Annotated in this window: 18 protein-coding genes; 14 read left to right on the forward strand and 4 right to left on the reverse strand. The window is 59.3% G+C overall.

Translation table 11 applies throughout. The features are described 5' to 3' along the window. Positions 1–2: 2 nt before the first annotated feature. From sdhA to BFP92_RS10935, 9 genes are all read left to right on the forward strand, one after another. Entirely contained in the window at positions 3–1775 is a 1773-nt protein-coding gene (sdhA, locus tag BFP92_RS10895; protein WP_065929494.1) for a succinate dehydrogenase flavoprotein subunit, read from the forward strand. Positions 1776–1786: 11 nt separating this feature from the next. Next, complete coding sequence (locus tag BFP92_RS10900; protein ID WP_003172807.1) at positions 1787–2491, forward strand: succinate dehydrogenase iron-sulfur subunit; 705 nt, start codon at positions 1787–1789, stop codon at positions 2489–2491. A 261-nt stretch (positions 2492–2752) separates the two neighbouring features. Further along, entirely contained in the window at positions 2753–5584 is a 2832-nt protein-coding gene (locus BFP92_RS10905) for a 2-oxoglutarate dehydrogenase E1 component (protein WP_065929495.1), read from the forward strand. A gap of 44 nt (positions 5585–5628) precedes the next feature. Continuing rightward, positions 5629–6852, forward strand: coding sequence for a 2-oxoglutarate dehydrogenase complex dihydrolipoyllysine-residue succinyltransferase (odhB, locus tag BFP92_RS10910; RefSeq protein WP_065929496.1), 1224 nt, complete (start codon positions 5629–5631; stop codon positions 6850–6852). 99 nt (positions 6853–6951) lie between these two features. Beyond that, the gene (gene lpdA / locus BFP92_RS10915) at positions 6952–8388 is read left to right on the forward strand and encodes a dihydrolipoyl dehydrogenase (RefSeq protein ID WP_065929497.1); all 1437 of its coding nucleotides are present in this window, start codon (positions 6952–6954) and stop codon (positions 8386–8388) included. Positions 8389–8592: 204 nt separating this feature from the next. Then, a complete protein-coding gene (gene sucC, locus BFP92_RS10920; protein WP_003210567.1) occupies positions 8593–9759 on the forward strand; it encodes an ADP-forming succinate--CoA ligase subunit beta in 1167 nt (388 codons plus the stop codon). Then, complete coding sequence (gene sucD / locus BFP92_RS10925; RefSeq protein WP_065929498.1) at positions 9759–10640, forward strand: succinate--CoA ligase subunit alpha; 882 nt, start codon at positions 9759–9761, stop codon at positions 10638–10640. The genes sucC and sucD overlap by 1 nt, the downstream gene beginning before the upstream one ends. A gap of 328 nt (positions 10641–10968) precedes the next feature. Beyond that, complete coding sequence (gene brnQ, locus BFP92_RS10930; protein WP_056859730.1) at positions 10969–12282, forward strand: branched-chain amino acid transport system II carrier protein; 1314 nt, start codon at positions 10969–10971, stop codon at positions 12280–12282. A 232-nt stretch (positions 12283–12514) separates the two neighbouring features. After that, positions 12515–13255: a DUF599 domain-containing protein gene (locus BFP92_RS10935; protein ID WP_056859729.1), complete on the forward strand. Its 741-nt coding sequence runs from the start codon at positions 12515–12517 to the stop codon at positions 13253–13255. Positions 13256–13351: 96 nt separating this feature from the next. Here BFP92_RS10935 and BFP92_RS10940 read toward each other — a convergent pair whose 3' ends face one another. Continuing rightward, positions 13352–13609: a hypothetical protein gene (locus tag BFP92_RS10940; RefSeq protein ID WP_056859728.1), complete on the reverse strand. Its 258-nt coding sequence runs from the start codon at positions 13607–13609 to the stop codon at positions 13352–13354. Positions 13610–13766: 157 nt separating this feature from the next. Here BFP92_RS10940 and BFP92_RS10945 point away from each other — a divergent pair, with 157 nt between their 5' ends. The 4 genes from BFP92_RS10945 to BFP92_RS10960 all read left to right on the forward strand — a co-directional run bounded on the left by BFP92_RS10945 (position 13767) and on the right by BFP92_RS10960 (position 17478). Beyond that, positions 13767–14243 carry a PaaI family thioesterase gene (locus BFP92_RS10945; RefSeq protein WP_065929499.1) on the forward strand — a complete coding sequence of 159 codons (477 nt, stop codon included), beginning with the start codon at positions 13767–13769 and terminating at the stop codon, positions 14241–14243. After that, the gene (locus BFP92_RS10950; protein WP_065929500.1) at positions 14240–14692 is read left to right on the forward strand and encodes a PaaI family thioesterase; all 453 of its coding nucleotides are present in this window, start codon (positions 14240–14242) and stop codon (positions 14690–14692) included. The genes BFP92_RS10945 and BFP92_RS10950 overlap by 4 nt, the downstream gene beginning before the upstream one ends. Positions 14693–14781: 89 nt before the next feature. Further along, on the forward strand, positions 14782–16686 hold the full coding sequence (gene htpG / locus BFP92_RS10955; RefSeq protein WP_065929522.1) for a molecular chaperone HtpG: 1905 nt from the start codon (positions 14782–14784) through the stop codon (positions 16684–16686). 66 nt (positions 16687–16752) lie between these two features. Further along, a complete protein-coding gene (locus tag BFP92_RS10960; protein ID WP_065929501.1) occupies positions 16753–17478 on the forward strand; it encodes a dienelactone hydrolase family protein in 726 nt (241 codons plus the stop codon). A gap of 113 nt (positions 17479–17591) precedes the next feature. Here the strand turns inward: BFP92_RS10960 and BFP92_RS10965 are convergent, their stop codons facing one another. Both BFP92_RS10965 and BFP92_RS10970 read right to left on the reverse strand, forming a co-directional pair. Continuing rightward, complete coding sequence (locus tag BFP92_RS10965; protein ID WP_065929502.1) at positions 17592–18458, reverse strand: pirin family protein; 867 nt, start codon at positions 18456–18458, stop codon at positions 17592–17594. A 64-nt stretch (positions 18459–18522) separates the two neighbouring features. Continuing rightward, complete coding sequence (locus tag BFP92_RS10970; protein ID WP_065929503.1) at positions 18523–18939, reverse strand: OsmC family protein; 417 nt, start codon at positions 18937–18939, stop codon at positions 18523–18525. 205 nt (positions 18940–19144) lie between these two features. Here BFP92_RS10970 and BFP92_RS10975 point away from each other — a divergent pair, with 205 nt between their 5' ends. Beyond that, entirely contained in the window at positions 19145–20770 is a 1626-nt protein-coding gene (locus tag BFP92_RS10975; protein WP_065929504.1) for a methyl-accepting chemotaxis protein, read from the forward strand. 176 nt (positions 20771–20946) lie between these two features. Here the strand turns inward: BFP92_RS10975 and fabB are convergent, their stop codons facing one another. Further along, positions 20947–22167 (reverse strand): beta-ketoacyl-ACP synthase I, encoded by a 1221-nt coding sequence (gene fabB / locus BFP92_RS10980; RefSeq protein ID WP_012723103.1) that lies wholly within the window; start codon positions 22165–22167, stop codon positions 20947–20949. Positions 22168–22172: the final 5 nt, after the last annotated feature.

Raw genomic sequence — 22172 nt, forward strand, 5'->3', positions numbered from 1 at the left:
TCATGGCTAACATTCCAACTATTTCCTTCGACGCCATCATTATTGGTGGCGGCGGTGCCGGCATGCGCGCAGCGCTGCAGCTGGCCCAGGGTGGTCACAAGACTGCCGTGATCACCAAGGTGTTCCCGACTCGTTCCCATACCGTATCGGCCCAGGGTGGCATCACTTGCGCCATCGCCTCCGCCGACCCGAACGATGACTGGCGCTGGCACATGTACGATACCGTCAAGGGTTCCGACTATATCGGTGACCAGGACGCTATCGAGTACATGTGTCAGGAAGGCCCGGCCGCGGTGTTCGAGCTGGACCACATGGGTCTGCCGTTCTCCCGTACCGAGCAAGGCCGTATCTACCAGCGTCCATTCGGCGGCCAGTCGAAGGATTACGGTAAAGGCGGGCAGGCTGCCCGTACGTGCGCCGCTTCCGACCGTACCGGTCACGCACTGTTGCACACCCTTTATCAGGGCAACCTGAAAGCCGGTACCACGTTCCTGAACGAGTACTACGCGGTTGACCTGGTGAAGAACGCCGACGGCGCCTTCGTCGGTGTGATCGCCATCTGCATCGAAACCGGTGAAACCACCTACATCCGCGCCAAGGCTACTGTACTGGCAACCGGCGGTGCAGGTCGTATCTATGCGTCGACCACCAATGCCCTGATCAACACCGGTGACGGCGTCGGCATGGCCCTGCGTGCTGGCGTGCCGGTACAAGACATTGAGATGTGGCAGTTCCACCCGACCGGTATCGCCGGCGCCGGTGTACTGGTTACAGAAGGTTGCCGTGGTGAAGGTGGTTACCTGATCAACAAGCACGGCGAGCGTTTCATGGAGCGTTATGCTCCGAACGCCAAGGACCTTGCCGGTCGTGACGTTGTGGCCCGTTCGATGGTTAAGGAAATCATCGCCGGCAACGGCTGTGGCCCGAACGGCGACCACGTACTGCTCAAACTCGATCACCTCGGTGAGGAAGTGTTGCACAGCCGCCTGCCAGGCATCTGCGAACTGTCCAAGACTTTTGCGCACGTTGACCCGGTGCTTGCTCCGGTGCCGGTTGTTCCAACCTGCCACTACATGATGGGCGGCGTGCCGACCAACATTCATGGCCAGGCGATCACCCAGAACGCCGACGGCGTGGACGAGATCATCCACGGTCTGTTCGCCGTAGGCGAAGTGGCCTGCGTATCGGTACACGGTGCCAACCGCCTGGGCGGCAACTCGCTGCTCGACCTGGTGGTATTCGGTCGCGCTGCCGGCCTGCACCTGGAAAAAGCCCTGACCGACGGCATCGAATACGATGACGCCACCGACGCCAACATCGAGGCCGCCCTGGCGCGCCTGAACGCTCTGAACGAGCGTACCGATGGCGAAGACGTGGCTACCCTGCGTCGCGAACTGCAAAGCTGCATGCAGAACTACTTCGGTGTATTCCGTACCGGCGAATACATGCAGAAGGGTATTGCCCAGCTGGCCGACCTGCGCACGCGCATCGCCAACGTCAAGATCAACGATAAGAGCCAGGCGTTCAACACCGCTCGTATCGAAGCCCTTGAGCTGCAAAACCTGCTGGAAGTGGCTGAAGCCACTGCGATCGCCGCCGAGGTTCGTAAAGAATCCCGTGGTGCCCACGCCCGTGAAGACTTTGAAGATCGCGACGACGAAAACTGGTTGTGCCACACCCTGTACTTCCCGGGTGACAAGCGCGTAACCAAACGTGCCGTGAACTTCTCGCCGAAGACGGTGCCGACGTTTGAACCGAAGATTCGGACTTACTAAGGGTGGCTGCCATGTTGAAAGTCAGTGTTTACCGCTACAACCCTGATCAGGACGCCGCGCCGTTCATGCAGGAATTTCAGGTCGATACCGGTGGTAAAGACCTGATGGTGCTGGATGTACTGGCACTGATCAAAGAGCAGGACGAAGGTTTTTCCTACCGTCGCTCTTGCCGTGAGGGCGTTTGTGGCTCCGACGGCATGAACATCAACGGCAAGAACGGCCTGGCGTGCATCACGCCGCTGTCTGCTGTTGTTAAGGGTAACAAGCTGATCGTTCGTCCACTGCCAGGTTTGCCGGTTATCCGTGACCTGGTGGTCGATATGAGCATCTTCTACAAGCAATACGAGAAAGTTAAGCCGTTCCTGCAGAACGACACGCCGGCTCCGGCCATCGAGCGTCTGCAGTCCCCTGAAGAGCGTGAAAAGCTCGACGGTCTGTACGAGTGCATCCTGTGCGCTTGCTGCTCGACCTCGTGCCCGTCCTTCTGGTGGAACCCGGACAAGTTCCTGGGTCCAGCTGCCCTGCTGCAAGCGTACCGCTTCCTGGCAGACAGCCGTGACACCAAGACGTCCGAGCGTCTGGCTTCACTGGATGACCCGTTCAGCGTATTCCGCTGCCGCGGGATCATGAACTGCGTCAACGTATGTCCCAAAGGCCTGAACCCGACTAAGGCCATTGGTCACATCCGTAACATGCTGCTGCAAAGCGGCGTGTAAGCGACGTTGTAGCAAAGCAGGACCGTTGTGCCCGTAAATGCTACGGCGCAGGCTTCAACCGGCGCCGTAGTTTTAACTTGAGCAGCGACTTACAAAGCCGCAGCTCTTATTTTGAAGAAATGAGACAAGCAGGGGCATTCGGGTTGGTACCCGAACTATCAGCGTGATCCTAAGTGGCTTGTTTTGGTCGCTGCACTTGGCCTTTTGCAAGCAAACTCGGTGTTTTCGCCGGTGGTGTCCCCAAATCGAGGGTGACCAAGCATGCAAGAAAGCGTGATGCAGCGCATGTGGAACAGCGGCTATCTTTCAGGTGGTAACGCTGCCTATGTGGAAGAGCTTTATGAGCTCTACCTGCACGACCCTAACGCTGTGCCAGAAGAATGGCGCACCAAATTTCAGACGTTGTCTTCAGACGGCAACGCTGCCACCGATGTATCGCACGCAACAATTCGCGATCAATTTGTGCTGCTGGCAAAGAACCAGCGCCGCGCCCAACCGGTTTCCGCCGGTAGCGTGAGCAGCGAGCATGAGAAGAAGCAAGTTGAAGTATTGCGACTGATCCAGGCTTACCGGATGCGTGGCCACCAGGCGGCCCAGCTTGACCCGCTGGGGCTCTGGAAGCGTCCTGCACCTGCTGACCTGTCGATCAATCATTACGGCTTGACCAATGCCGATCTTGATACGACCTTCCGTGCCGGCGACCTGTTCATCGGCAAAGAGGAAGCGAGCCTACGCGAAATTCACGAAGCGTTGCAGCAGACATATTGCCGCACCATCGGCGCTGAATTTACGCACATCACCGATTCCGAGCAGCGCCACTGGTTCCAGCATCGTCTGGAAGGTGTGCGTGGCCGTCCGGTTTTGTCCGCCGACGTGCGCAGCCACTTGCTGGAGCGCGTGACCGCGGCCGAAGGCCTCGAGAAATACCTGGGCACCAAATACCCGGGCACCAAGCGTTTCGGCCTGGAAGGCGGCGAAAGCCTGATTCCAATGCTCGACGAGCTGATCCAGCGTTCCGGTTCCTATGGCACCAAGGAAGTCGTGATCGGCATGGCTCACCGTGGTCGCCTGAACGTGTTGGTCAACACCTTCGGCAAGAACCCGCGTGAACTGTTCGACGAGTTCGAAGGCAAGAAGAAGGTCGAGCTGGGTTCCGGTGACGTTAAATACCACCAGGGCTTCTCGTCCAACGTAATGACCACCGGCGGTGAAGTTCACCTGGCCATGGCCTTCAACCCGTCCCACCTGGAAATCGTTTCGCCAGTGGTCGAGGGTTCGGTGCGTGCCCGTCAGGATCGTCGTAACGATTCCACCGGTGAGAAAGTCCTGCCGATTTCCATCCACGGTGACGCGGCATTCGCCGGTCAAGGCGTGGTCCTGGAAACGTTCCAGATGTCGCAGACCCGCGGCTTCAAGACCGGCGGTACGGTTCACATCGTCATCAACAACCAGGTCGGTTTCACCATCAGCAACCCGCTCGACGCGCGCTCGACCGAGTACGCGACCGACGTTGCCAAGATGATCCAGGCGCCGATCCTCCATGTGAATGGTGATGATCCGGAAGCCGTGTTGTTCGTGACCCAGCTCGCCATCGACTACCGCATGCAGTTCAAGCGTGACGTGGTCATCGACCTGGTTTGCTACCGCCGTCGCGGTCACAACGAAGCGGATGAGCCGAGCGGCACCCAGCCGTTGATGTACCAGCAGATCACCAAGCAGCGCACCACCCGTGAACTGTACGCCGACAGCCTGATTACGGCCGGCGTGGTTGACGATGCGCGTGTTCAGGCGAAAATCGATGAATACCGCAACGCGCTGGACAACGGCCTGCATGTAGTGAAAAGCCTGGTTAAAGAGCCGAACAAAGAGCTGTTCGTGGACTGGCGCCCCTACCTGGGCCACGCCTGGACGGCGCGTCACGACACTTCGTTCGACCTCAAGACCCTGCAGGAACTGTCCGCCAAGCTGCTGGAAATTCCAGATGGCTTCGTGGTGCAGCGCCAGGTTGCGAAGATCTACGAAGACCGTCAGAAGATGCAAGCCGGCGGCCTGCCGATCAACTGGGGTTACGCCGAAACCATGGCGTACGCGACCCTGGCGTTCGAAGGTCACCCGATCCGCATGACCGGCCAGGACATCGGCCGCGGTACGTTCTCGCACCGTCATGCTGTGTTGCACAACCAGAAAGATGCGGGCACCTACATCCCGTTGCAGAACCTGTACGAAGGCCAGCCACGTTTCGACCTGTACGATTCGTTCCTGTCCGAAGAAGCCGTACTGGCGTTCGAATACGGTTACTCGACCACCACGCCACAGGCGCTGGTGATCTGGGAAGCCCAGTTCGGCGACTTCGCCAACGGTGCCCAGGTGGTTATCGACCAGTTCATCACCAGCGGCGAGCACAAGTGGGGCCGTCTGTGCGGTCTGACCATGCTGCTGCCACACGGTTATGAAGGTCAGGGTCCGGAGCACTCCTCGGCCCGTCTGGAGCGTTACCTGCAGCTGTGCGCCGAGCACAACATCCAGGTGTGCGTGCCGACTACGCCGGCCCAGATCTACCACTTGCTGCGTCGCCAGGTGATCCGCCCGCTGCGCAAGCCGCTGGTAGTGCTGACCCCGAAATCGCTGTTGCGTCACAAATTGGCCATCTCGACCCTGGAAGATCTGGCCGACGGTTCGTTCCAGACCGTGATTCCAGAAATCGACACCCTGGACGCAGCCAAGGTCACTCGCCTGATCCTGTGCAGCGGCAAGGTTTACTACGACTTGCTGGAAAAACGCCGTGCCGAAGGCCGCGAAGACATCGCCATCGTGCGTATCGAGCAGCTTTACCCGTTCCCGGAAGACGACCTGATGGAGGCCATCGCGCCTTACACCAACCTCACCCATGCGGTGTGGTGCCAGGAAGAACCGATGAACCAGGGCGCGTGGTACAGCAGCCAGCATCATTTGCGTCGCAGCATCGGTAACCACAAAACAGGCCTGGGCCTGGAGTACGCCGGTCGTGATGCTTCTGCTGCACCTGCGTGTGGTTATGCGTCGATGCACGCCGAGCAGCAGGAAAAACTGCTGCAAGATGCTTTCACTGTTTAACGCCTTCGCGCTGACTGAAACCGAATTTTAAGGACCCACAGATAATGGCTATCGAAATCAAAGCCCCGTCATTCCCGGAATCGGTTGCCGATGGCACCGTTGCCACCTGGCACAAGAAACCAGGCGACGCTGTAAAGCGTGACGACCTGATCGTCGACATCGAGACCGACAAAGTCGTTCTGGAAGTGTTGGCCGAAGCTGACGGCGTGCTGGGCGCGATCGTGGCTGAAGAGGGCGCTACCGTCCTGTCGAACCAGATCCTGGGCTCGATCGAAGCGGGCGGCGCTGCTGCACCTGCTCCGGCCGCCGCTGCTGCTCCAGCTGCCGCACCTGCTGCTGCCGCTCCGGCTGCGGGTGGTGAAGACCCGATCGCTGCACCGGCTGCGCGTCAGCTGGCTGAAGAAAACGGCATCAACCTGGCGTCCCTCAAGGGCACCGGCAAAGACGGCCGCGTCACCAAGGAAGACGTGGTTGCGGCTGTTGAAGCCAAGAAAAACGCTCCGGCTGCCGTACCGGCCAAGGCTGCAGCACCTGCTGCCGCTGCGCCTGTGTTCGCTGCTGGCGACCGCACCGAGAAGCGCGTGCCGATGACCCGCGTGCGTGCCACCGTGGCCAAGCGTCTGGTTGAAGCACAGTCGAACATGGCGATGCTGACCACCTTCAACGAAGTCGACATGACCGAAGTCATGGCCCTGCGTTCGAAGTACAAGGATCTGTTCGAGAAGTCCCACAATGGCGTGCGCCTGGGCTTCATGTCGTTCTTCGTCAAAGCGGCCACCGAAGCGCTGAAACGCTTCCCGGCAGTCAACGCTTCCATCGACGGCAGCGACATCGTTTACCACGGCTATGCAGACGTCGGCGTTGCCGTGTCCAGCGACCGTGGCCTGGTAGTACCGGTTCTGCGTAACGCCGAGCTGATGAGCCTGGCTGAAATCGAAGGCGGCATCGCCGGCTTCGGCAAGAAAGCCCGTGACGGCAAGCTGACCATCGACGAGATGACCGGCGGTACCTTCACCATCACCAACGGTGGTACCTTCGGTTCGATGATGTCGACCCCGATCGTCAACCCGCCGCAAGCTGCGATCCTGGGCATGCACAACATCATCCAGCGTCCGATGGCCATCAACGGCCAAGTCGTGATCCGCCCGATGATGTACCTGGCGCTGTCGTACGATCACCGCCTGATCGATGGTAAAGAAGCCGTGACTTTCCTGGTAACCATCAAGAACCTGCTGGAAGACCCGGCTCGTCTGCTGCTGGATATCTGATAGAAGCAGCTTCACGTTGCGAGCTACAAGCTGTAGGAACAAGCAGCTTGGCTTGCAACGTGTGGCTAGAAGCTTGTCGCAAATAGAGGATCTATTTTCATGACACAGAAATTTGACGTTGTAGTGATTGGTGCCGGTCCTGGCGGCTACGTTGCCGCGATCAAGGCCGCACAACTGGGCCTCTCGACTGCTTGCATCGAAAAATACACCGACAAGGAAGGCAAACTGGCGCTGGGCGGTACTTGCCTGAACGTCGGTTGCATTCCTTCCAAGGCGCTGCTGGACAGCTCCTGGAAATTCCACGAAGCCCAGGACGGTTTCGCGATCCACGGCATCAACCATGCTGGCGTGACCATGGACGTGCCAGCAATGGTCGGCCGTAAAGCCAACATCGTTAAAGGCCTGACTTCCGGCGTTGCCACCCTGTTCAAGGCCAACGGCGTCACTTCCCTGCAAGGCCACGGCAAACTGCTGGCCGGCAAGAAAGTTGAAATCACCAAGCCGGACGGCTCGGTTGAAGTCATCGAAGCCGAAAACGTGATCCTGGCACCGGGTTCGCGTCCAATCGACATTCCGCCTGCTCCAGTTGACCAGAACGTGATCGTTGATTCGACCGGCGCCCTGGAATTCCAATCGGTTCCCAAGCGTCTGGGCGTGATTGGCGCTGGCGTAATCGGCCTGGAACTGGGTTCGGTATGGTCGCGCCTGGGTTCTGAAGTGACTGTGCTGGAAGCCCTGGACACGTTCCTGCTGGCTGCTGACACCGCCGTGTCCAAAGAAGCGCTGAAAACCCTGACCAAACAAGGTCTGGACATCAAGCTGGGCGCCCGTGTTACCGGTTCCAAGGTCAACGGCGAAGAAGTCGTTGTGACCTACACCGATAAAGAAGGCGAGCAGACCATCACTTTCGACAAGCTGATCGTAGCTGTGGGCCGCCGTCCGGTGACTGCTGACCTGCTGGCTTCCGACAGCGGCGTGAACATCGACGAGCGTGGCTTCATTCACGTTGACGATCACTGCGCTACCACCGTGCCAGGCGTGTACGCCATTGGCGACGTGGTGCGCGGCATGATGCTGGCGCACAAGGCTTCCGAAGAAGGCATCATGGTTGTCGAGCGCATCAAGGGTCACAAAACCCAGATGAACTACGACCTGATCCCATCGGTTATCTACACCCACCCGGAAATTGCATGGGTCGGTAAAAACGAACAGCAGTTGAAAGCTGAAGGCGTTGAAGTTAACGTCGGCACCTTCCCGTTTGCCGCTTCTGGCCGTGCCATGGCAGCTAACGACACCGGTGGTTTTGTCAAAGTCATCGCTGATGCCAAGACTGACCGCGTATTGGGCGTCCACGTGATTGGCCCGAGCGCTGCAGAACTGGTTCAGCAAGGCGCGATCGGCATGGAATTCGGCACCAGTGCCGAAGACCTGGGCATGATGGTCTTCTCCCATCCGACCCTGTCCGAAGCGTTGCACGAAGCAGCGTTGGCTGTGAATGGCGGCGCCATCCACATCGCCAACCGCAAGAAGCGCTAAGCGAGATAATAAGAAACCACGGCGGAGTTGCCCGTCGTGAGCCTTGCGCGCAAGACTCACCGCGGAATATCCGCTGGACGCAGCCTTGCACAGCTTTACGGGTGTTAAGCCCAGCAAGTTGTGCAAGCAGCAGTCACAGGTGGCGCGGCACTCATAATGAGCGCAGCGCCGAATGCGCAGTACCTAACGAAGACGGTAAAAAGCATGAATCTTCACGAGTATCAGGGTAAGCAGCTGTTCGCTGAATACGGCCTGCCAGTATCCAAGGGTTACGCAGTAGACACCCCGGAAGCAGCAGCAGAAGCTTGCGACAAAATCGGTGGTACCGAATGGGTTGTCAAAGCCCAGGTCCACGCTGGTGGTCGCGGTAAAGCGGGCGGCGTTAAGCTGGTTCGCAGCAAAGAAGACGCCAAGGCCTTCGCACAGCAGTGGCTGGGCAAGCGTCTGGTGACTTACCAGACTGATGCCAATGGCCAGCCAGTCACCAAGATCCTGGTTGAATCGTGCACTGATATCGCTAAAGAGCTGTACCTGGGCGCTGTCGTTGACCGTTCGAGCCGTCGCATCGTGTTCATGGCCTCCACCGAAGGTGGCGTGGACATTGAGAAGATCGCCGAAGAAACCCCAGAAAAAATTCTGAAAGCCACTATCGATCCACTGGTTGGCGCTCAGCCATTCCAGGGTCGCGAGCTGGCTTTCCAGCTGGGTCTGGAAGGCAAGCAAGTTGCCCAGTTCGCCAAGATCTTCGTAGGTCTGGCCAAACTGTTCCAGGATCACGATCTGGCCCTGCTGGAAGTGAACCCGCTGGTGATCAAGGCTGACGGCGATCTGCACTGCCTCGACGCCAAGATCAACATCGACGCCAACGCCATGTACCGTCAGCCTAAGCTGAAGACTTTCCACGATCCGTCGCAAGACGATCCGCGCGAAGCGCACGCTGCCAAGTTCGAACTGAACTACGTAGCCCTGGAAGGTAACATCGGTTGCATGGTCAACGGTGCTGGCCTGGCCATGGGTACCATGGACATCGTCAACCTGCATGGCGGCAAACCAGCCAACTTCCTCGACGTAGGCGGTGGTGCTACCAAAGAACGTGTGACCGAAGCGTTCAAGATCATCCTGTCCGACTCCAACGTCGCAGCAGTATTGGTCAACATCTTCGGCGGGATCGTTCGTTGCGACATGATTGCCGAAGGCATCATCGGTGCAGTGAAAGAAGTCGGCGTTAAAATCCCGGTTGTTGTTCGCCTTGAAGGTAACAACGCTGAACTGGGCGCTAAAGTACTGGCAGAAAGCGGTTTGAACATCATCGCGGCTACCAGCCTGACCGACGCTGCTCAACAAGTTGTCAAAGCTGCGGAGGGCAAATAATGAGCGTCCTGATCAATAAAGACACCAAAGTTATCTGCCAGGGTATTACCGGTTCGCAAGGTAGTTTCCACACCCAGCAAGCCATCGAATACGGCACCAAGATGGTTGGCGGCGTAACTCCGGGCAAAGGCGGCACCGAGCACCTGGGCCTGCCAGTGTTCAACACCGTGAAAGAGGCTGTAGCTGCCACTGGCGCCACCGCCAGCGTTATCTACGTTCCCGCGCCTTTCTGCAAGGATTCGATCCTGGAAGCGGCATTGGGCGGTATCAAGCTGATCGTATGCATCACCGAAGGCATTGCTACCCTGGACATGCTGGAAGCTAAAGTTCGGTGCGACGAGCTGGGTGTAGTCCTGATCGGCCCTAACTGCCCAGGCGTGATCACCCCAGGCGAATGCAAGATCGGCATCATGCCAGGTCACATTCACTTGCCAGGCAAAGTCGGTATCGTTTCGCGTTCCGGCACCCTGACCTACGAAGCTGTGAAGCAGACGACTGACGCCGGTTTCGGTCAGTCGACTTGCGTCGGCATCGGCGGTGACCCGATCCCAGGCTCCAACTTCATCGACATCCTGAAGCTGTTCCAGGAAGACCCGAAGACCGAAGCGATCGTCATGATCGGTGAGATCGGCGGTTCGGCTGAAGAAGAAGCGGCTGCCTACATCAAGGCCAATGTGACCAAGCCGGTTGTTTCCTACATCGCTGGTGTGACTGCCCCTGCGGGCAAGCGCATGGGCCATGCTGGCGCAATCATCTCCGGCGGCAAGGGCACTGCAGACGAGAAGTTTGCTGCCCTGGAAGACGCAGGCGTTAAAACCGTGCGTTCGCTGGCAGACATCGGCAAGGCTTTGTCCGAGCTGACCGGTTGGGCTGTCAAGTAAGCCTCGCGCTTAGCTGACGCTTCACCACACAAAGGCCACCTTCGGGTGGCCTTTGTGCATTCTGGAGGTTGGTGAAGATCAAAATGGGCCGGTATTGCCAAATTTAAGTACGAAAACGCGACATTTGGATGTCGCTTATCGGACAGTCCGCCCCGCAACAGTGCGTTTGTCGGCTTAATTCTGTACTCTAGCCGCCTCTTTATGCGTCCGCCTCCCAAAAGGAAGCCGCGCGCTAGACCGGTCGGCCCCCATCAGGGTCGGCAGCAGTTCCCTCATCCACAGGGAATCCCTCTCTAAATTCCGATTCAGTAGTGTGGTATTTCCTGAAATGAAAGTGTTGAAAAGCCAGGACATCCTGGCGTTAGGCTTTATGACGTTTGCCCTGTTCGTGGGCGCCGGCAACATCATCTTCCCGCCTATCGTTGGTTTGCAGTCCGGGCCGCACGTCTGGATGGCAGCGCTGGGCTTTCTGATCACCGCGGTCGGTTTGCCGGTGGTTACCGTGATTGCCCTGGCCAAAGTCGGCGGCGGCATGGACGCGTTGAGCAGCCCGATCGGCAAGATCGCCGGTGGCTTGCTGGCGGCGGCGGCGTACCTGGCGGTAGGCCCGCTGTTCGCCACCCCGCGCACCGCGACCGTTTCGTTTGAAGTCGGCCTGGCGCCGCTGACCGGCGAGAGCCCGCTGGCGTTGTTCCTCTACAGCTCGGTGTACTTCCTGCTGGTGTTCTTCATTTCCCTGTACCCGGGGCGTCTGCTGGACACCGTAGGGCGTTTCCTTGCACCGTTGAAGATCATCGCCCTGGCCGTGCTGGGCATCGCTGCGTTTGCCTTGCCGGCCGGTGATGTCGGTGTTGCTACCCCGGAATACGTGGCTGCACCGTTCTCCCAGGGGTTTATCAATGGTTACCTGACCATGGATACCCTCGGCGCGCTGGTATTCGGCATCGTCATCGTCAACGCGATTCGCTCCCGTGGTGTTGAGTCTCCAAAGCTGATCACTCGCTATGCGATCATTGCTGGCCTGATTGCCGGCGTGGGCCTGGCGCTGGTGTACATCAGCCTGTTCCGCCTGGGTTCGGGCAGCCACGCAGTGGCGGCCGGTGCCAGCAATGGCGCAGCCGTGCTGCACGCTTACGTGCAACACACCTTCGGCTCCCTGGGCAGCGGCTTCCTCGCCGTGCTGATCTCCCTGGCGTGCCTGGTCACCGCCGTGGGCCTGACCTGCGCCTGCGCCGAGTACTTCAGCAAGGTCCTGCCACTGTCTTACAAGACGCTGGTGGTGATTCTGGCGCTGTTCTCGCTGTTCGTGTCCAACCTGGGCCTGACCAAGCTGATTGCCTTCTCGATCCCGGTACTTACCGCGATCTACCCGCCGTGCATCGTGCTGGTGGCCCTGAGCTTCTGCAAAGACTTCTGGCAGGAGCAGGGCCGTATTGTTGGCCCGGTGATGCTGGTGTCGTTCATCTTTGGTTGCATCGATGCGCTCAAGGGCGCTGGCCTTGCCGATTGGATGCCTGCGCAGTTGGCGCACCTGCCGCTGAGTGAGCAAGGCCTGGCGTGGCTGGTGCCGTCGGTGATGACGTTGGGCGTGGCGGTAGTGGTTGACCGCATGCTCGGCAAGCGCAGCGAAGCGATCGCCTGACCTGCGCCGCACGCTTCACGGAAATGCCCCGTATCAATCGATACGGGGCATTTTTTATGCCTGCAAGACCACACCCTCTAAAGTGTGGAATACGGTCAGTGTGGGAGCGGGCTTGCGCGCGAATGCGGTGGATCAGTAATGCATCAGGCGACTGACACACCGTATTCGCGAGCAAGCCCGCTCCCACATTTAGATCGCATTAATATCCATATACCGAGCATAAGGCCCGCGCATGTCGTTCATCGAAACCAACCAAATCCATCTGCTGGCCGCCTTCTGGTTCGCCCTGTGCTGGGGTGGTTACACCCGTTATGCCAGCTGGAAAGCCCGTGACACCGCCTGCCTGGCCAGCGTGCTGCACCTGTATCGCGAAGACTGGATGCGCCGCATGCTGCTGCGTGATAACCGGATTGCCGACGCCAGCGTGATCGGCAACCTGGAGCGCAACGCCTCGTTCTTCGCGTCCAGTACGTTGATTATCCTCGCGGGTATTCTCACTGTACTGGGCGCGTCCGAGCGCGCAGTATCGTTACTGGCGGACATTCCCATGGTGCAGCAGGCGTCCCAGGGCATGTCGGAAATCAAGCTGCTGTGCCTGGCGCTGGTGTTCGTCTATGCGTTCTTCACGTTCAGTTGGTGCATGCGCCAATACAATTTTGCCGCCGTGCTGGTGGGGTCGGCGCCGATGATCGGTGAGCGGCATGTGTCGGAGCAGGAACGCAAAGCATTTGCCCTGCGGGCGGCGCGGGTGATTTCGATGGCGGCCAACCAGTTCAACTTTGGTCTGCGTTCGTATTACTTCGGCATGACCATGCTGGCCTGGTTTGTCAGCCCCTGGTTGTTCATGCTGATGAGCAGCGGGGTGGTGCTGGTGCTGTATCGCCGCGAGTTTCATTCCGACGTATTGCAGGTGATGGTCTACACGCCGACCGATATGCCAGTGGCTGAGCCGGCTAAAGACGCCGTGTCTTAACTGGAAGCACCGGTGTTAGTCCGGCTTTATTAAACCGCAGACAAAGAAAAGCCCGCTCTATAAGCGGGCTTTCTTTTTGCAGCAAAGACCAGGCTATTAAGGCTTGGCAGGTGCTGTTGGAGTAGCGGTGCCGTCTTCTTTCGCTTTTTCAGCGTTCGCATCAGCCTGAGCTTTGGCAGCATCGGCGTTTTCTTTTGCCGCGTCGTTCACTTTATCCTGTGCTTTGGCCATGTCTTTCTGAGCTTGCTCAGCATGCGATTGAGCATCTTGGGCTTTGTCTTCGGATTTCTTATCGCAGGCAGCGAGACCGAGGGCAGCGGCCAACATCATGGAAATAGCTAAAGTCTTGCGCATGGGGTGTTTCTCCTTATGGATATATCTACTGGCCTTTCGAGCTTAGACGGCCAGCATTAGTTCCTTTTGTTTCAAAGATATATAAAACACCACCGCCAAGGAACTTTTAGCCCTAACCCCATACTGCGTAAACCCGCACTAATAAGAGTCTGAACACATGACCGAAAATGCCTTGTTAGAGCGTGCCACACGCTTTGTTTCGGCCCTGCGCCATTGCCAGGTGCTGGGCATCATTGTCCATGCCGCCAGCCAGGAGGGCATGACGCTGGCCCTGCCTTACGGCCCGCATATCGTCGGCGACCCTCAAACCGGAGTAATTCACGGCGGCGCGCTGACCTCATTGATGGACACTGCCTGCGGCATGGCCACGCTGTGCGTGCTGCCGGAGTTCGAGGTGTGCCCGACCCTGGATTTGCGCGTCGACTATATGCATCCCGCCGAGCCGCATAAGCCGGTATATGGCTTTGCACAGTGCTACCGGGTGACCACCGACGTGATCTTCACCCGTGGGTTCGCTTACCAGGATGACCCGCAACAGCCCATCGCCCACGTGGTGGGCACCTTCATGCGCATGGGCAAGCGCCTCAAGGGCACGCAAGGGCTCGGCAACTCGATCAAGGGAGACCAGGCATGACGCATCGATTCAAGACCCGCCTCGAACAGGCCCATCAGCGCGGTGACTATGAGGCGCTGCTCAACCTGGTGCCTTACGCCAAGTTGATCGGCATTGAATGCTCAAGGCTCGGGGATGAGCTGCTGTTCCGCCTGCCGGCCAACAAGGACAATATTGGTAACCCGATATTACCGGCGCTGCACGGTGGCGTGATCGCAGGTTTTATGGAGCTGTCGGCGGCGTTGCATTTGCTGGTATTTACCGGCGCGCCGGGCTTGCCGAAAATCATCGATTTTTCCCTGGATTACCTGCGCGCCGGGCAGTTTCGCGACACCTACGCCAAATGCCAGGTGTGGCGCCAAGGCCGGCGGGTGGCGAATGTGGCGATCACTGCCTGGCAAAGCACCGCAGCGGAGCCGATTGCCACCGCCCGCGCACATTTCAAAATTGAGGAATGGGTGCGCCCTTGAAATCCTGGTCTTAGCCCCCAACTTTGATGACAACCCGCCGCCAACCCTTTCGGGCGCGGCCATTGCCATCCAATTGGAGTTTGATGACCATGAGTGTGGAAACTCAAAAGGAAACCCTGGGCTTCCAGACCGAGGTGAAGCAACTGCTGCACCTCATGATCCATTCGCTGTATTCCAACAAGGAAATCTTCCTTCGCGAATTGATCTCGAACGCCTCTGACGCTGTCGACAAATTACGTTTCGAAGCCCTTTCCAAGCCTGAGTTGCTGGAAGGTGGCGCCGAACTGAAAATCCGTGTGAGCTTCGACAAGGACGCCAAGACCGTCACCCTCGAAGACAACGGCATCGGCATGAGCCGCGAAGACGCGATTACTCATCTGGGTACCATCGCCAAATCCGGCACCGCAGACTTCATGAAGAACCTGTCGGGCGACCAGAAGAAAGATTCGCACCTGATCGGCCAGTTCGGCGTGGGCTTCTACTCGGCCTTCATCGTCGCCGACAAGGTTGAAGTATTCAGCCGCCGCGCCGGCCTTGACGCCAGCGAAGGCGTGCACTGGGCCTCCAAAGGTGAGGGCGAGTTTGAAATCGCCACTGTCGACAAGGCTGACCGCGGTACGCGTATCGTGCTGCACCTCAAAGCGGCTGAAGATGAGTTCGCCGACGGCTACCGCCTGCGCAATATCATCAAGAAATATTCCGACCACATCGCTTTGCCGATCGAGCTGCCGAAAGAACAAGCGGCTGTCGAGGGTGAAGAAAAACCTGCCCAGGAATGGGAAGTGGTCAACCGTGCCAGCGCCTTGTGGACCCGCCCTCGTACCGAAGTCAAAGACGAGGAATACCAGGAGTTCTACAAGCACATCGCTCACGACTACGAAAACCCGCTGAGCTGGAGCCACAACAAGGTCGAAGGCAAGCTGGAATACAGCTCGCTGCTCTACGTGCCGGCCCGCGCTCCGTTCGACCTGTACCAGCGTGAAGCGCCGAAAGGCCTGAAGCTGTACGTGCAGCGCGTGTTCGTGATGGACCAGGCAGAATCCTTCCTGCCGCTGTACCTGCGCTTCATCAAGGGTGTGGTCGACTCCAACGACCTGTCGCTGAACGTGTCGCGGGAAATCCTGCAGAAAGACCCGATCATCGACTCCATGAAGTCGGCGCTGACCAAGCGCGTGCTCGACATGCTGGAAAAACTGGCGAAGAACGAGCCTGAGCAATACAAGGGCTTCTGGAAAAACTTCGGCCAGGTCATGAAAGAAGGCCCGGCGGAAGACTTCGCCAATAAGGAAAAAATTGCCGGCCTGCTGCGTTTTGCCTCGACTCAGGGTGACGACGGCGAGCAGGTTGTGTCGCTGGCCGAGTACCTGGCACGCGCCAAGGAAGGTCAGGACAAGATCTACTACCTGACCGGCGAGACCTACGCTCAGGTCAAGAACAGCCCGCACCTGGAAGTCTTCCGCAAGAAAGGCATCGAAGTGCTGCTGTTGACCGACCGTATCGACGAGTGGCTGATGAGCTACCTCAGCGAGTTCGATGGCAAGACCTTCGTCGACGTGGCCCGTGGTGACCTGGACCTGGGTAACCTGGACTCTGAAGAAGAGAAGAAGGAAGCCGAAGAAGTCGCCAAGGCTAAAGAAGGCCTGGTTGAGCGGATCAAGACTGCCTTGGGCGATGCCGTCAGCGAAGTGCGGGTTTCCCACCGTCTGACCGATTCTCCGGCGATTCTGGCCATCGGCGAGCAGGACCTGGGCATGCAGATGCGTCAGATCCTCGAAGCCAGCGGTCAGAAGGTGCCGGATTCCAAGCCGATCTTCGAATTCAACCCGGCTCACCCGCTGATCGAGAAACTCGATGGCGAGCAGAGCGAAGAGCGTTTTGGCGACCTGTCCCACATCCTCTTCGACCAGGCAGCCCTGGCCGCCGGTGACAGCCTTAAGGATCCGGCCGCGTATGTGCGCCGCCTGAACAAGCTGTTGGTTGAACTGTCGGTTTAACACCGTTGTAGAAAAACCCGCTTCGGCGGGTTTTTTCGTTCTAACGCACCTCAACTGGAGTAAATGATGAGCCAAGTCACTGTACGTTCCGTGGTCTATCAGATTGATGGCCAGTCTTATGAAAGCCGCCTGGCGTTCGACGCCAGCCACAACGGCCCGTTGCCGGGCCTGCTGATGGCGCCGAACTGGATGGGTGTGAGTGCGGGTGCCGAAGAAATCGCCAAAAGCGTGGCCAGCCGAGGCTACGTGGTGCTGATCGCCGACCTGTACGGGCAAACCGTGCGCCCGACGAATGGCGATGAAGCCGGCGCTGCGATGATGCCGTTGAAGAACGATAATCCGGCGCTGCTCAAGCGCATGCAGGCGGCCTTTGAGCAGCTGCAAAGCCAGACCGAAGCGGCCGTTGATACCTCGAAGCTGGCCACTTTCGGTTTCTGCTTTGGCGGTTTCTGCTCCCTGGAGCTGGCACGTACCGGTGCGCCGTTGAAGGCAGCCGTGTCGTTCCACGGTACGATCGACACGCACAATCCTGCAGGTGCGAAGCACGTCAAAGGCTCGGTGCTGGTGCTGCACGGCGCTAGCGATCCATTGGTGCCAAAAGAGCAACTGCCGGCGTTTGAGGCGGAAATGAACGCCGCCGGTGTGGATTGGCAGTTGCTGAGCTACGGCGGCGCGGTGCATTCCTTCACCGACCCGCACGCCAATGTGCCGGGCAAGATGATGTACGACGCAAAGACGGCCAAACGGGCGTTCCAGTCGATGCATAACTTGCTGGACGAAGTGTTCAAATAGCCCCATTGATCGTTCCCACGCTCTGCGTGGGAACGCCTCGCTGGACGCTCAGCGTCCGCTCTTGGTGACGCGGAGCGTCACGGGCTGCATTCCCACGCAGAGCGTGGGAACGATCATCTCACCGGCAACTCAATCCTTTCAGACTCACCCGGCACCGTCGGCCAATCCCCGGCCGCCCAACGCTGTCTGGCCTGTTCAATCACCGCCGGATCGCTCGCGACAAAATTCCAGTTGATCCGCCGTGGCCCATCCAGCGGCGCGCCGCCGAACACCACCACGTGGCAATCGCTTTGAGCAAACAAGGTCATTGCCTGCCCGCTCGGCAACACCACCAGGCTATGCGCCTCGACGGCCTCACCGTCCAGTTGCGCCTCGCCGTCCAGCACATACACCGCCCGTTCTTCATGCTCATCCGGGATCAGCAAGGTGGTGGCCGTGTGCATCTGCACTTCGGCGTACAGCGTGGGTGACAGCACCGGCACCGGCGATTTAAGGCAGAAGCCCGAGCCTGCGATCAGGCGGATCTGCACGCCCAGGTTGTCGCTCACCGGCAGGCTCGCCGCAGGATGATGGCTGTAGTGGCCCGGACCGGTTTCGTGGTCTTTGGGCGAGGCCAGCCACACTTGCAGGCCATGCAGGCTGAAGCCGCTGGCCTTGATGGCATCGGGCGTGCGTTCGACGTGGGCAATTGCGCTGCCGGCGGTCATCCAGCTGACGTCACCGGCTTGCACTACCTGGTCCGAGCCCAGGCTGTCCTTGTGCTGCAAGGCGCCTTCGAACAGATAGGTGAGGGTGGACAGCCCGATATGTGGGTGCTGGCGAATATTCATGCCGGTGCCGGGCGCATAGCGGGTCGGCAACATGTGGTCGAAAAACACAAAAGGCCCGACGCTGCGGCATTCGCGTGACGGCAGCGGGCGCAGGATCGGCTGGCCTTCGACGTCTTCGGCGCGCGGGCGGATCACGGTGAGGGTGGTCATGGGGCGTCCCTGTCTGAGCGGGTTAGGTGCTACTGAGCATAACCCGCTCGACGGGAGGTTGGCGCTACTGGCTGAAGGCGCCTTCGGACAGTTTGGTCTCGATGATGACTTCGGCAGTGGTCATCAGCTTGTGTACCGGGCAGCGATCGGCCACGTGATGCAGGATGTCGCGCTGCTCGTCGGTGAGCACACCTTTGAGCGTCAGCTTGACGTTGAGCTTGTACTTGCCTTTTTGTTCCTCGGCGCTGTCGTGGGTGACTTCCACGGTGACGCCGGTAAGCGGGATGTCTTTTTTCTGGGCGTAGAGCTTCACGGTCAGCGCCTTGCACGAGGCCAGGGCGGCGTCGAAATAGTCGTGGGGCGAGGGCGCCGAGTCGCTACCGCCCAGGCTTTTGGGCAGGTCGGTGAACAGCTCGTGGTTGTCGATGTTCACGCTGTGGCGAAAGTTATCGTGGTTCAGGGTATTGACGGTAACAGGCATGGCAAACCTCACGAGGGCAGGAAAAGGTCATGCAGTTATAGAGCATGCTGGCACTTCAGTGTTCCGCGTTTTTTGCAATGGCAGCTCGCGCGATTGCAATGGGCGTTGATATCGCGTTTTCGTCTTACGCAAACGGGACAACGGGCCGATACCTTTCAGGAGACCTGCTGCAGGTGGATGCAGCGCATTCGGAAGGAATCCAGGCATGAGTATCCGTAGTTTGAATATCGCCCCGCGCGCCGGTTTGGGCTTTGGCGTGCTGGCATTGATGGTGTTTGCCCTGGGCGGTTTCGCCCTGCTGCAAATGGCCAATATGCGCCAACAGTCCGATCAGGTAGAGAACAATTGGTTGCCCAGCGTGATGGCGGTGGGGGAGATGGCCCAGGACCTGCTGCGGGTGCGTGCGCTCACCCTGCGTTTGCTGGTCAACCGTGACCCGCAGGCGCTGGCGCAGAACGAGCAGAAACTCACTGACCTGAAAAACGGCCTGCACCGGGCGCAGACGCTCTACGAAGGGCTGATCGTACTGCCCGAAGAGCGTGCGCTGTTTGATCGCTTCAAGGCCCAGGAGCAGCAATACCTGCAGCGCCAGGAGCAGGTGATGGGGTTTTCCAAGGCCAATCAGCTGGAAGATGCGATCAGGATCGTCAACGGTGAGATGAATCAACTGGCCGATGAGTTAGCCGCGACCTTGCACCACCTGGTGACCTTGAACAAGGCCAGTGCCAACCAGGCCGCGAACCTGGCGCAGAGCGTATTCACGCAATCGCGCACGTGGGTGGTCGGCATGATAGTGCTTACCGCATTGATCACCATCGGCCTGGCGGTCTGGCTGACCCGCAGCATCGTGCTGCCGTTGGCGCAGTCGCTGAAGGTCGCCCAGGGCGTGGCGGGCGGCGACCTCACCGGTGAGATCAACGTAACCGGCAACGATGAGCCCGCGCGCTTGCAGCAGGCGCTCAAGGGCATGCAGGCGAACCTGCGCGACACCATCCGACGGATTGCCGAGTCTTCGAACCAATTGGCTTCGGCTTCTGAAGAGCTCAGCTGTGTGACTGAAGATGCGACCCGTGGCTTGCACCAGCAGAACCAGGAAATCGAACAGGCGGCCACGGCGGTCAACCAGATGACCGCCGCGGTGGAGGAGGTGGCGAGCAATGCGGTGGCCACGTCCCAGGCGTCCCGCGAGTCTGACCGCATTGCCCAGCGTGGGCGCGAGCAGGTGCATCAGACCGTGGTGTCGATTGAAGCGCTGGCCGATGACGTCACCTCCAACGCCACTCAGGTCGAGGACCTGGCGCAGAAGGTCTATGGCATCAGCAAGGTGCTGGATGTGATTCGCTCGATTGCCGAGCAGACCAACTTGCTGGCGTTGAATGCCGCGATTGAGGCGGCGCGCGCAGGCGATGCCGGGCGTGGCTTTGCGGTGGTGGCCGATGAGGTGCGGGCTTTGGCCCATCGCACGCAGCAGTCGACCCAGGAAATCGAGTTGATGATCAGCGGGATCCAGCAAGGCACTGATCAGGCCGTCAGTTCGATGCAGCAGAGCAACACCCGGGCGCGCTCTACCCTGGATATCGCCAAGTCGGCGGGCACGGCGTTGGAGGAGATTGCGTCGGCCTTTACCTTGATCAACGAGCGCAACCTGGTGATTGCCAGCGCGTCGGAGCAGCAGGCGGCGGTGGCGCGGGAGGTGGATCGCAATTTGACGAACATTCGCGATCTGGCGCATCAGACGTCGACCGGGGCTAACCAGACCAGTGCGGCGAGCCAGGAGCTGTCGCGGTTGGCGGTGGACCTGAATACCATGGTGGCGCGGTTTTCGGTGTAGGGCTTGAGACCTGGGTGACGCTATCGCAGGCAAGCCAGCTCCCACATGTTGAATGGCGAACACCGTCAAATGTGGGAGCTGGCTTGCCTGCGATGAAGGCGACTCGGACTCATTCCGTTGCCCACAAAAAAGCCCCGAACCAGTCGGGGCTTTTTCAGGTGATCAACCTGCGGGGCTTACTTGCCCTGCCAGCGTTTCAGTACCAGGGTGGCGTTGGTGCCACCGAAGCCGAAGCTGTTGCTCATCACGGTGTCGATCTTGGCGTTTTCAACGGTCTTGGTCAGGATCGGCATGTCGGCGACGACCGGGTCGATCTCGTCGATGTTGGCCGAGCCGGCCATGAAGTTGCCTTCCATCATCAGCAGGCAGTAGATCGCTTCGTGAACGCCGGCGGCGCCCAGGGAGTGACCCGACAGGCTCTTGGTGGAGCTGATGGCCGGTGCCTTGTCGCCGAATACCGCACGCACACCTTCCATTTCCTTGGCATCGCCGACCGGCGTCGAAGTGCCGTGGGTGTTCAGGTAGTCGATTGGGGTGTCCACGGTGGACATGGCCATCTGCATGCAACGGATGGCGCCTTCGCCGCTTGGCGCAACCATGTCGTAGCCGTCGGACGTAGCGCCGTAGCCGACGATTTCCGCGTAGATTTTTGCGCCACGGGCCAGAGCGTGTTCCAGCTCCTCGACCACTACCATGCCGCCACCGCCGGCGATGACGAAACCGTCACGCTTGGCGTCGTAGGCGCGGGAGGCCTTTTCCGGGGTTTCGTTGTACTGGGTGGACAGCGCGCCCATGGCGTCGAACAGGAACGACTGGCTCCAATGTTCTTCTTCGCCGCCGCCGGCGAAGACGATGTCCTGCTTGCCCAACTGGATCTGCTCGACCGCAGTACCGATGCAATGAGCACTGGTGGCGCACGCGGAGGAGATCGAGTAGTTCACGCCCTTGATGGCGAACGGCGTGGCCAGGCAGGCCGAAACGGTGCTGCCCATGGTCCGTGTGACACGGTACGGGCCAACGCGCTTCACGCCTTTTTCGCGCAGGATGTCCAGCGCTTCCATCTGGTTGAGGGTTGATGCGCCGCCGGAGCCGGCGATCAGGCCGGTGCGTACGTTCGAAACCTGGTCTTCGCTCAGGCCCGAGTCGGCGATGGCGTCTTTCATGGCCAGGTAGGCGTAGGCGGCAGCGTGGCCGACGAAGCGATAGATCTTGCGATCAATCAGTTCTTCGAGGGGCAGGTCGATGGAGCCGGAAACCTGGCTACGCAGACCCATTTCGGCATATTCCGGGTTGAAGCGGATGCCAGGGCGACTTGCACGCAGGTTAGCGGTGACGGTCTCTTTGTCATTGCCCAGGCAAGAAACAATACCCAGACCAGTGATAACGACGCGGCGCATGCGGA

Source organism: Pseudomonas sp. 58 R 3, assembly GCF_900006605.1.
GTDB classification, from domain to species: domain Bacteria; phylum Pseudomonadota; class Gammaproteobacteria; order Pseudomonadales; family Pseudomonadaceae; genus Aquipseudomonas; species Aquipseudomonas salomonii.

Bases quoted from the DNA above. Each gene is read 5' to 3' on its own strand.
- lpdA (WP_065929497.1), top strand. From the start codon at position 6,952: ATGACACAGAAATTTGACGTTGTAGTGATTGGTGCCGGTCCTGGCGGC.
- odhB (WP_065929496.1), top strand. From the start codon at position 5,629: ATGGCTATCGAAATCAAAGCCCCGTCATTCCCGGAATCGGTTGCCGAT.
- BFP92_RS10960 (WP_065929501.1), top strand. From the start codon at position 16,753: ATGAGCCAAGTCACTGTACGTTCCGTGGTCTATCAGATTGATGGCCAG.
- BFP92_RS10935 (WP_056859729.1), top strand. From the start codon at position 12,515: ATGTCGTTCATCGAAACCAACCAAATCCATCTGCTGGCCGCCTTCTGG.
- BFP92_RS10970 (WP_065929503.1), bottom strand. From the start codon at position 18,939: ATGCCTGTTACCGTCAATACCCTGAACCACGATAACTTTCGCCACAGC.
- sucD (WP_065929498.1), top strand. From the start codon at position 9,759: ATGAGCGTCCTGATCAATAAAGACACCAAAGTTATCTGCCAGGGTATT.
- fabB (WP_012723103.1), bottom strand. From the start codon at position 22,167: ATGCGCCGCGTCGTTATCACTGGTCTGGGTATTGTTTCTTGCCTGGGC.
- htpG (WP_065929522.1), top strand. From the start codon at position 14,782: ATGAGTGTGGAAACTCAAAAGGAAACCCTGGGCTTCCAGACCGAGGTG.
- BFP92_RS10905 (WP_065929495.1), top strand. From the start codon at position 2,753: ATGCAAGAAAGCGTGATGCAGCGCATGTGGAACAGCGGCTATCTTTCA.
- BFP92_RS10900 (WP_003172807.1), top strand. From the start codon at position 1,787: ATGTTGAAAGTCAGTGTTTACCGCTACAACCCTGATCAGGACGCCGCG.
- sucC (WP_003210567.1), top strand. From the start codon at position 8,593: ATGAATCTTCACGAGTATCAGGGTAAGCAGCTGTTCGCTGAATACGGC.
- BFP92_RS10940 (WP_056859728.1), bottom strand. From the start codon at position 13,609: ATGCGCAAGACTTTAGCTATTTCCATGATGTTGGCCGCTGCCCTCGGT.
- BFP92_RS10950 (WP_065929500.1), top strand. From the start codon at position 14,240: ATGACGCATCGATTCAAGACCCGCCTCGAACAGGCCCATCAGCGCGGT.
- BFP92_RS10945 (WP_065929499.1), top strand. From the start codon at position 13,767: ATGACCGAAAATGCCTTGTTAGAGCGTGCCACACGCTTTGTTTCGGCC.
- BFP92_RS10975 (WP_065929504.1), top strand. From the start codon at position 19,145: ATGAGTATCCGTAGTTTGAATATCGCCCCGCGCGCCGGTTTGGGCTTT.
- sdhA (WP_065929494.1), top strand. From the start codon at position 3: ATGGCTAACATTCCAACTATTTCCTTCGACGCCATCATTATTGGTGGC.
- brnQ (WP_056859730.1), top strand. From the start codon at position 10,969: ATGAAAGTGTTGAAAAGCCAGGACATCCTGGCGTTAGGCTTTATGACG.
- BFP92_RS10965 (WP_065929502.1), bottom strand. From the start codon at position 18,458: ATGACCACCCTCACCGTGATCCGCCCGCGCGCCGAAGACGTCGAAGGC.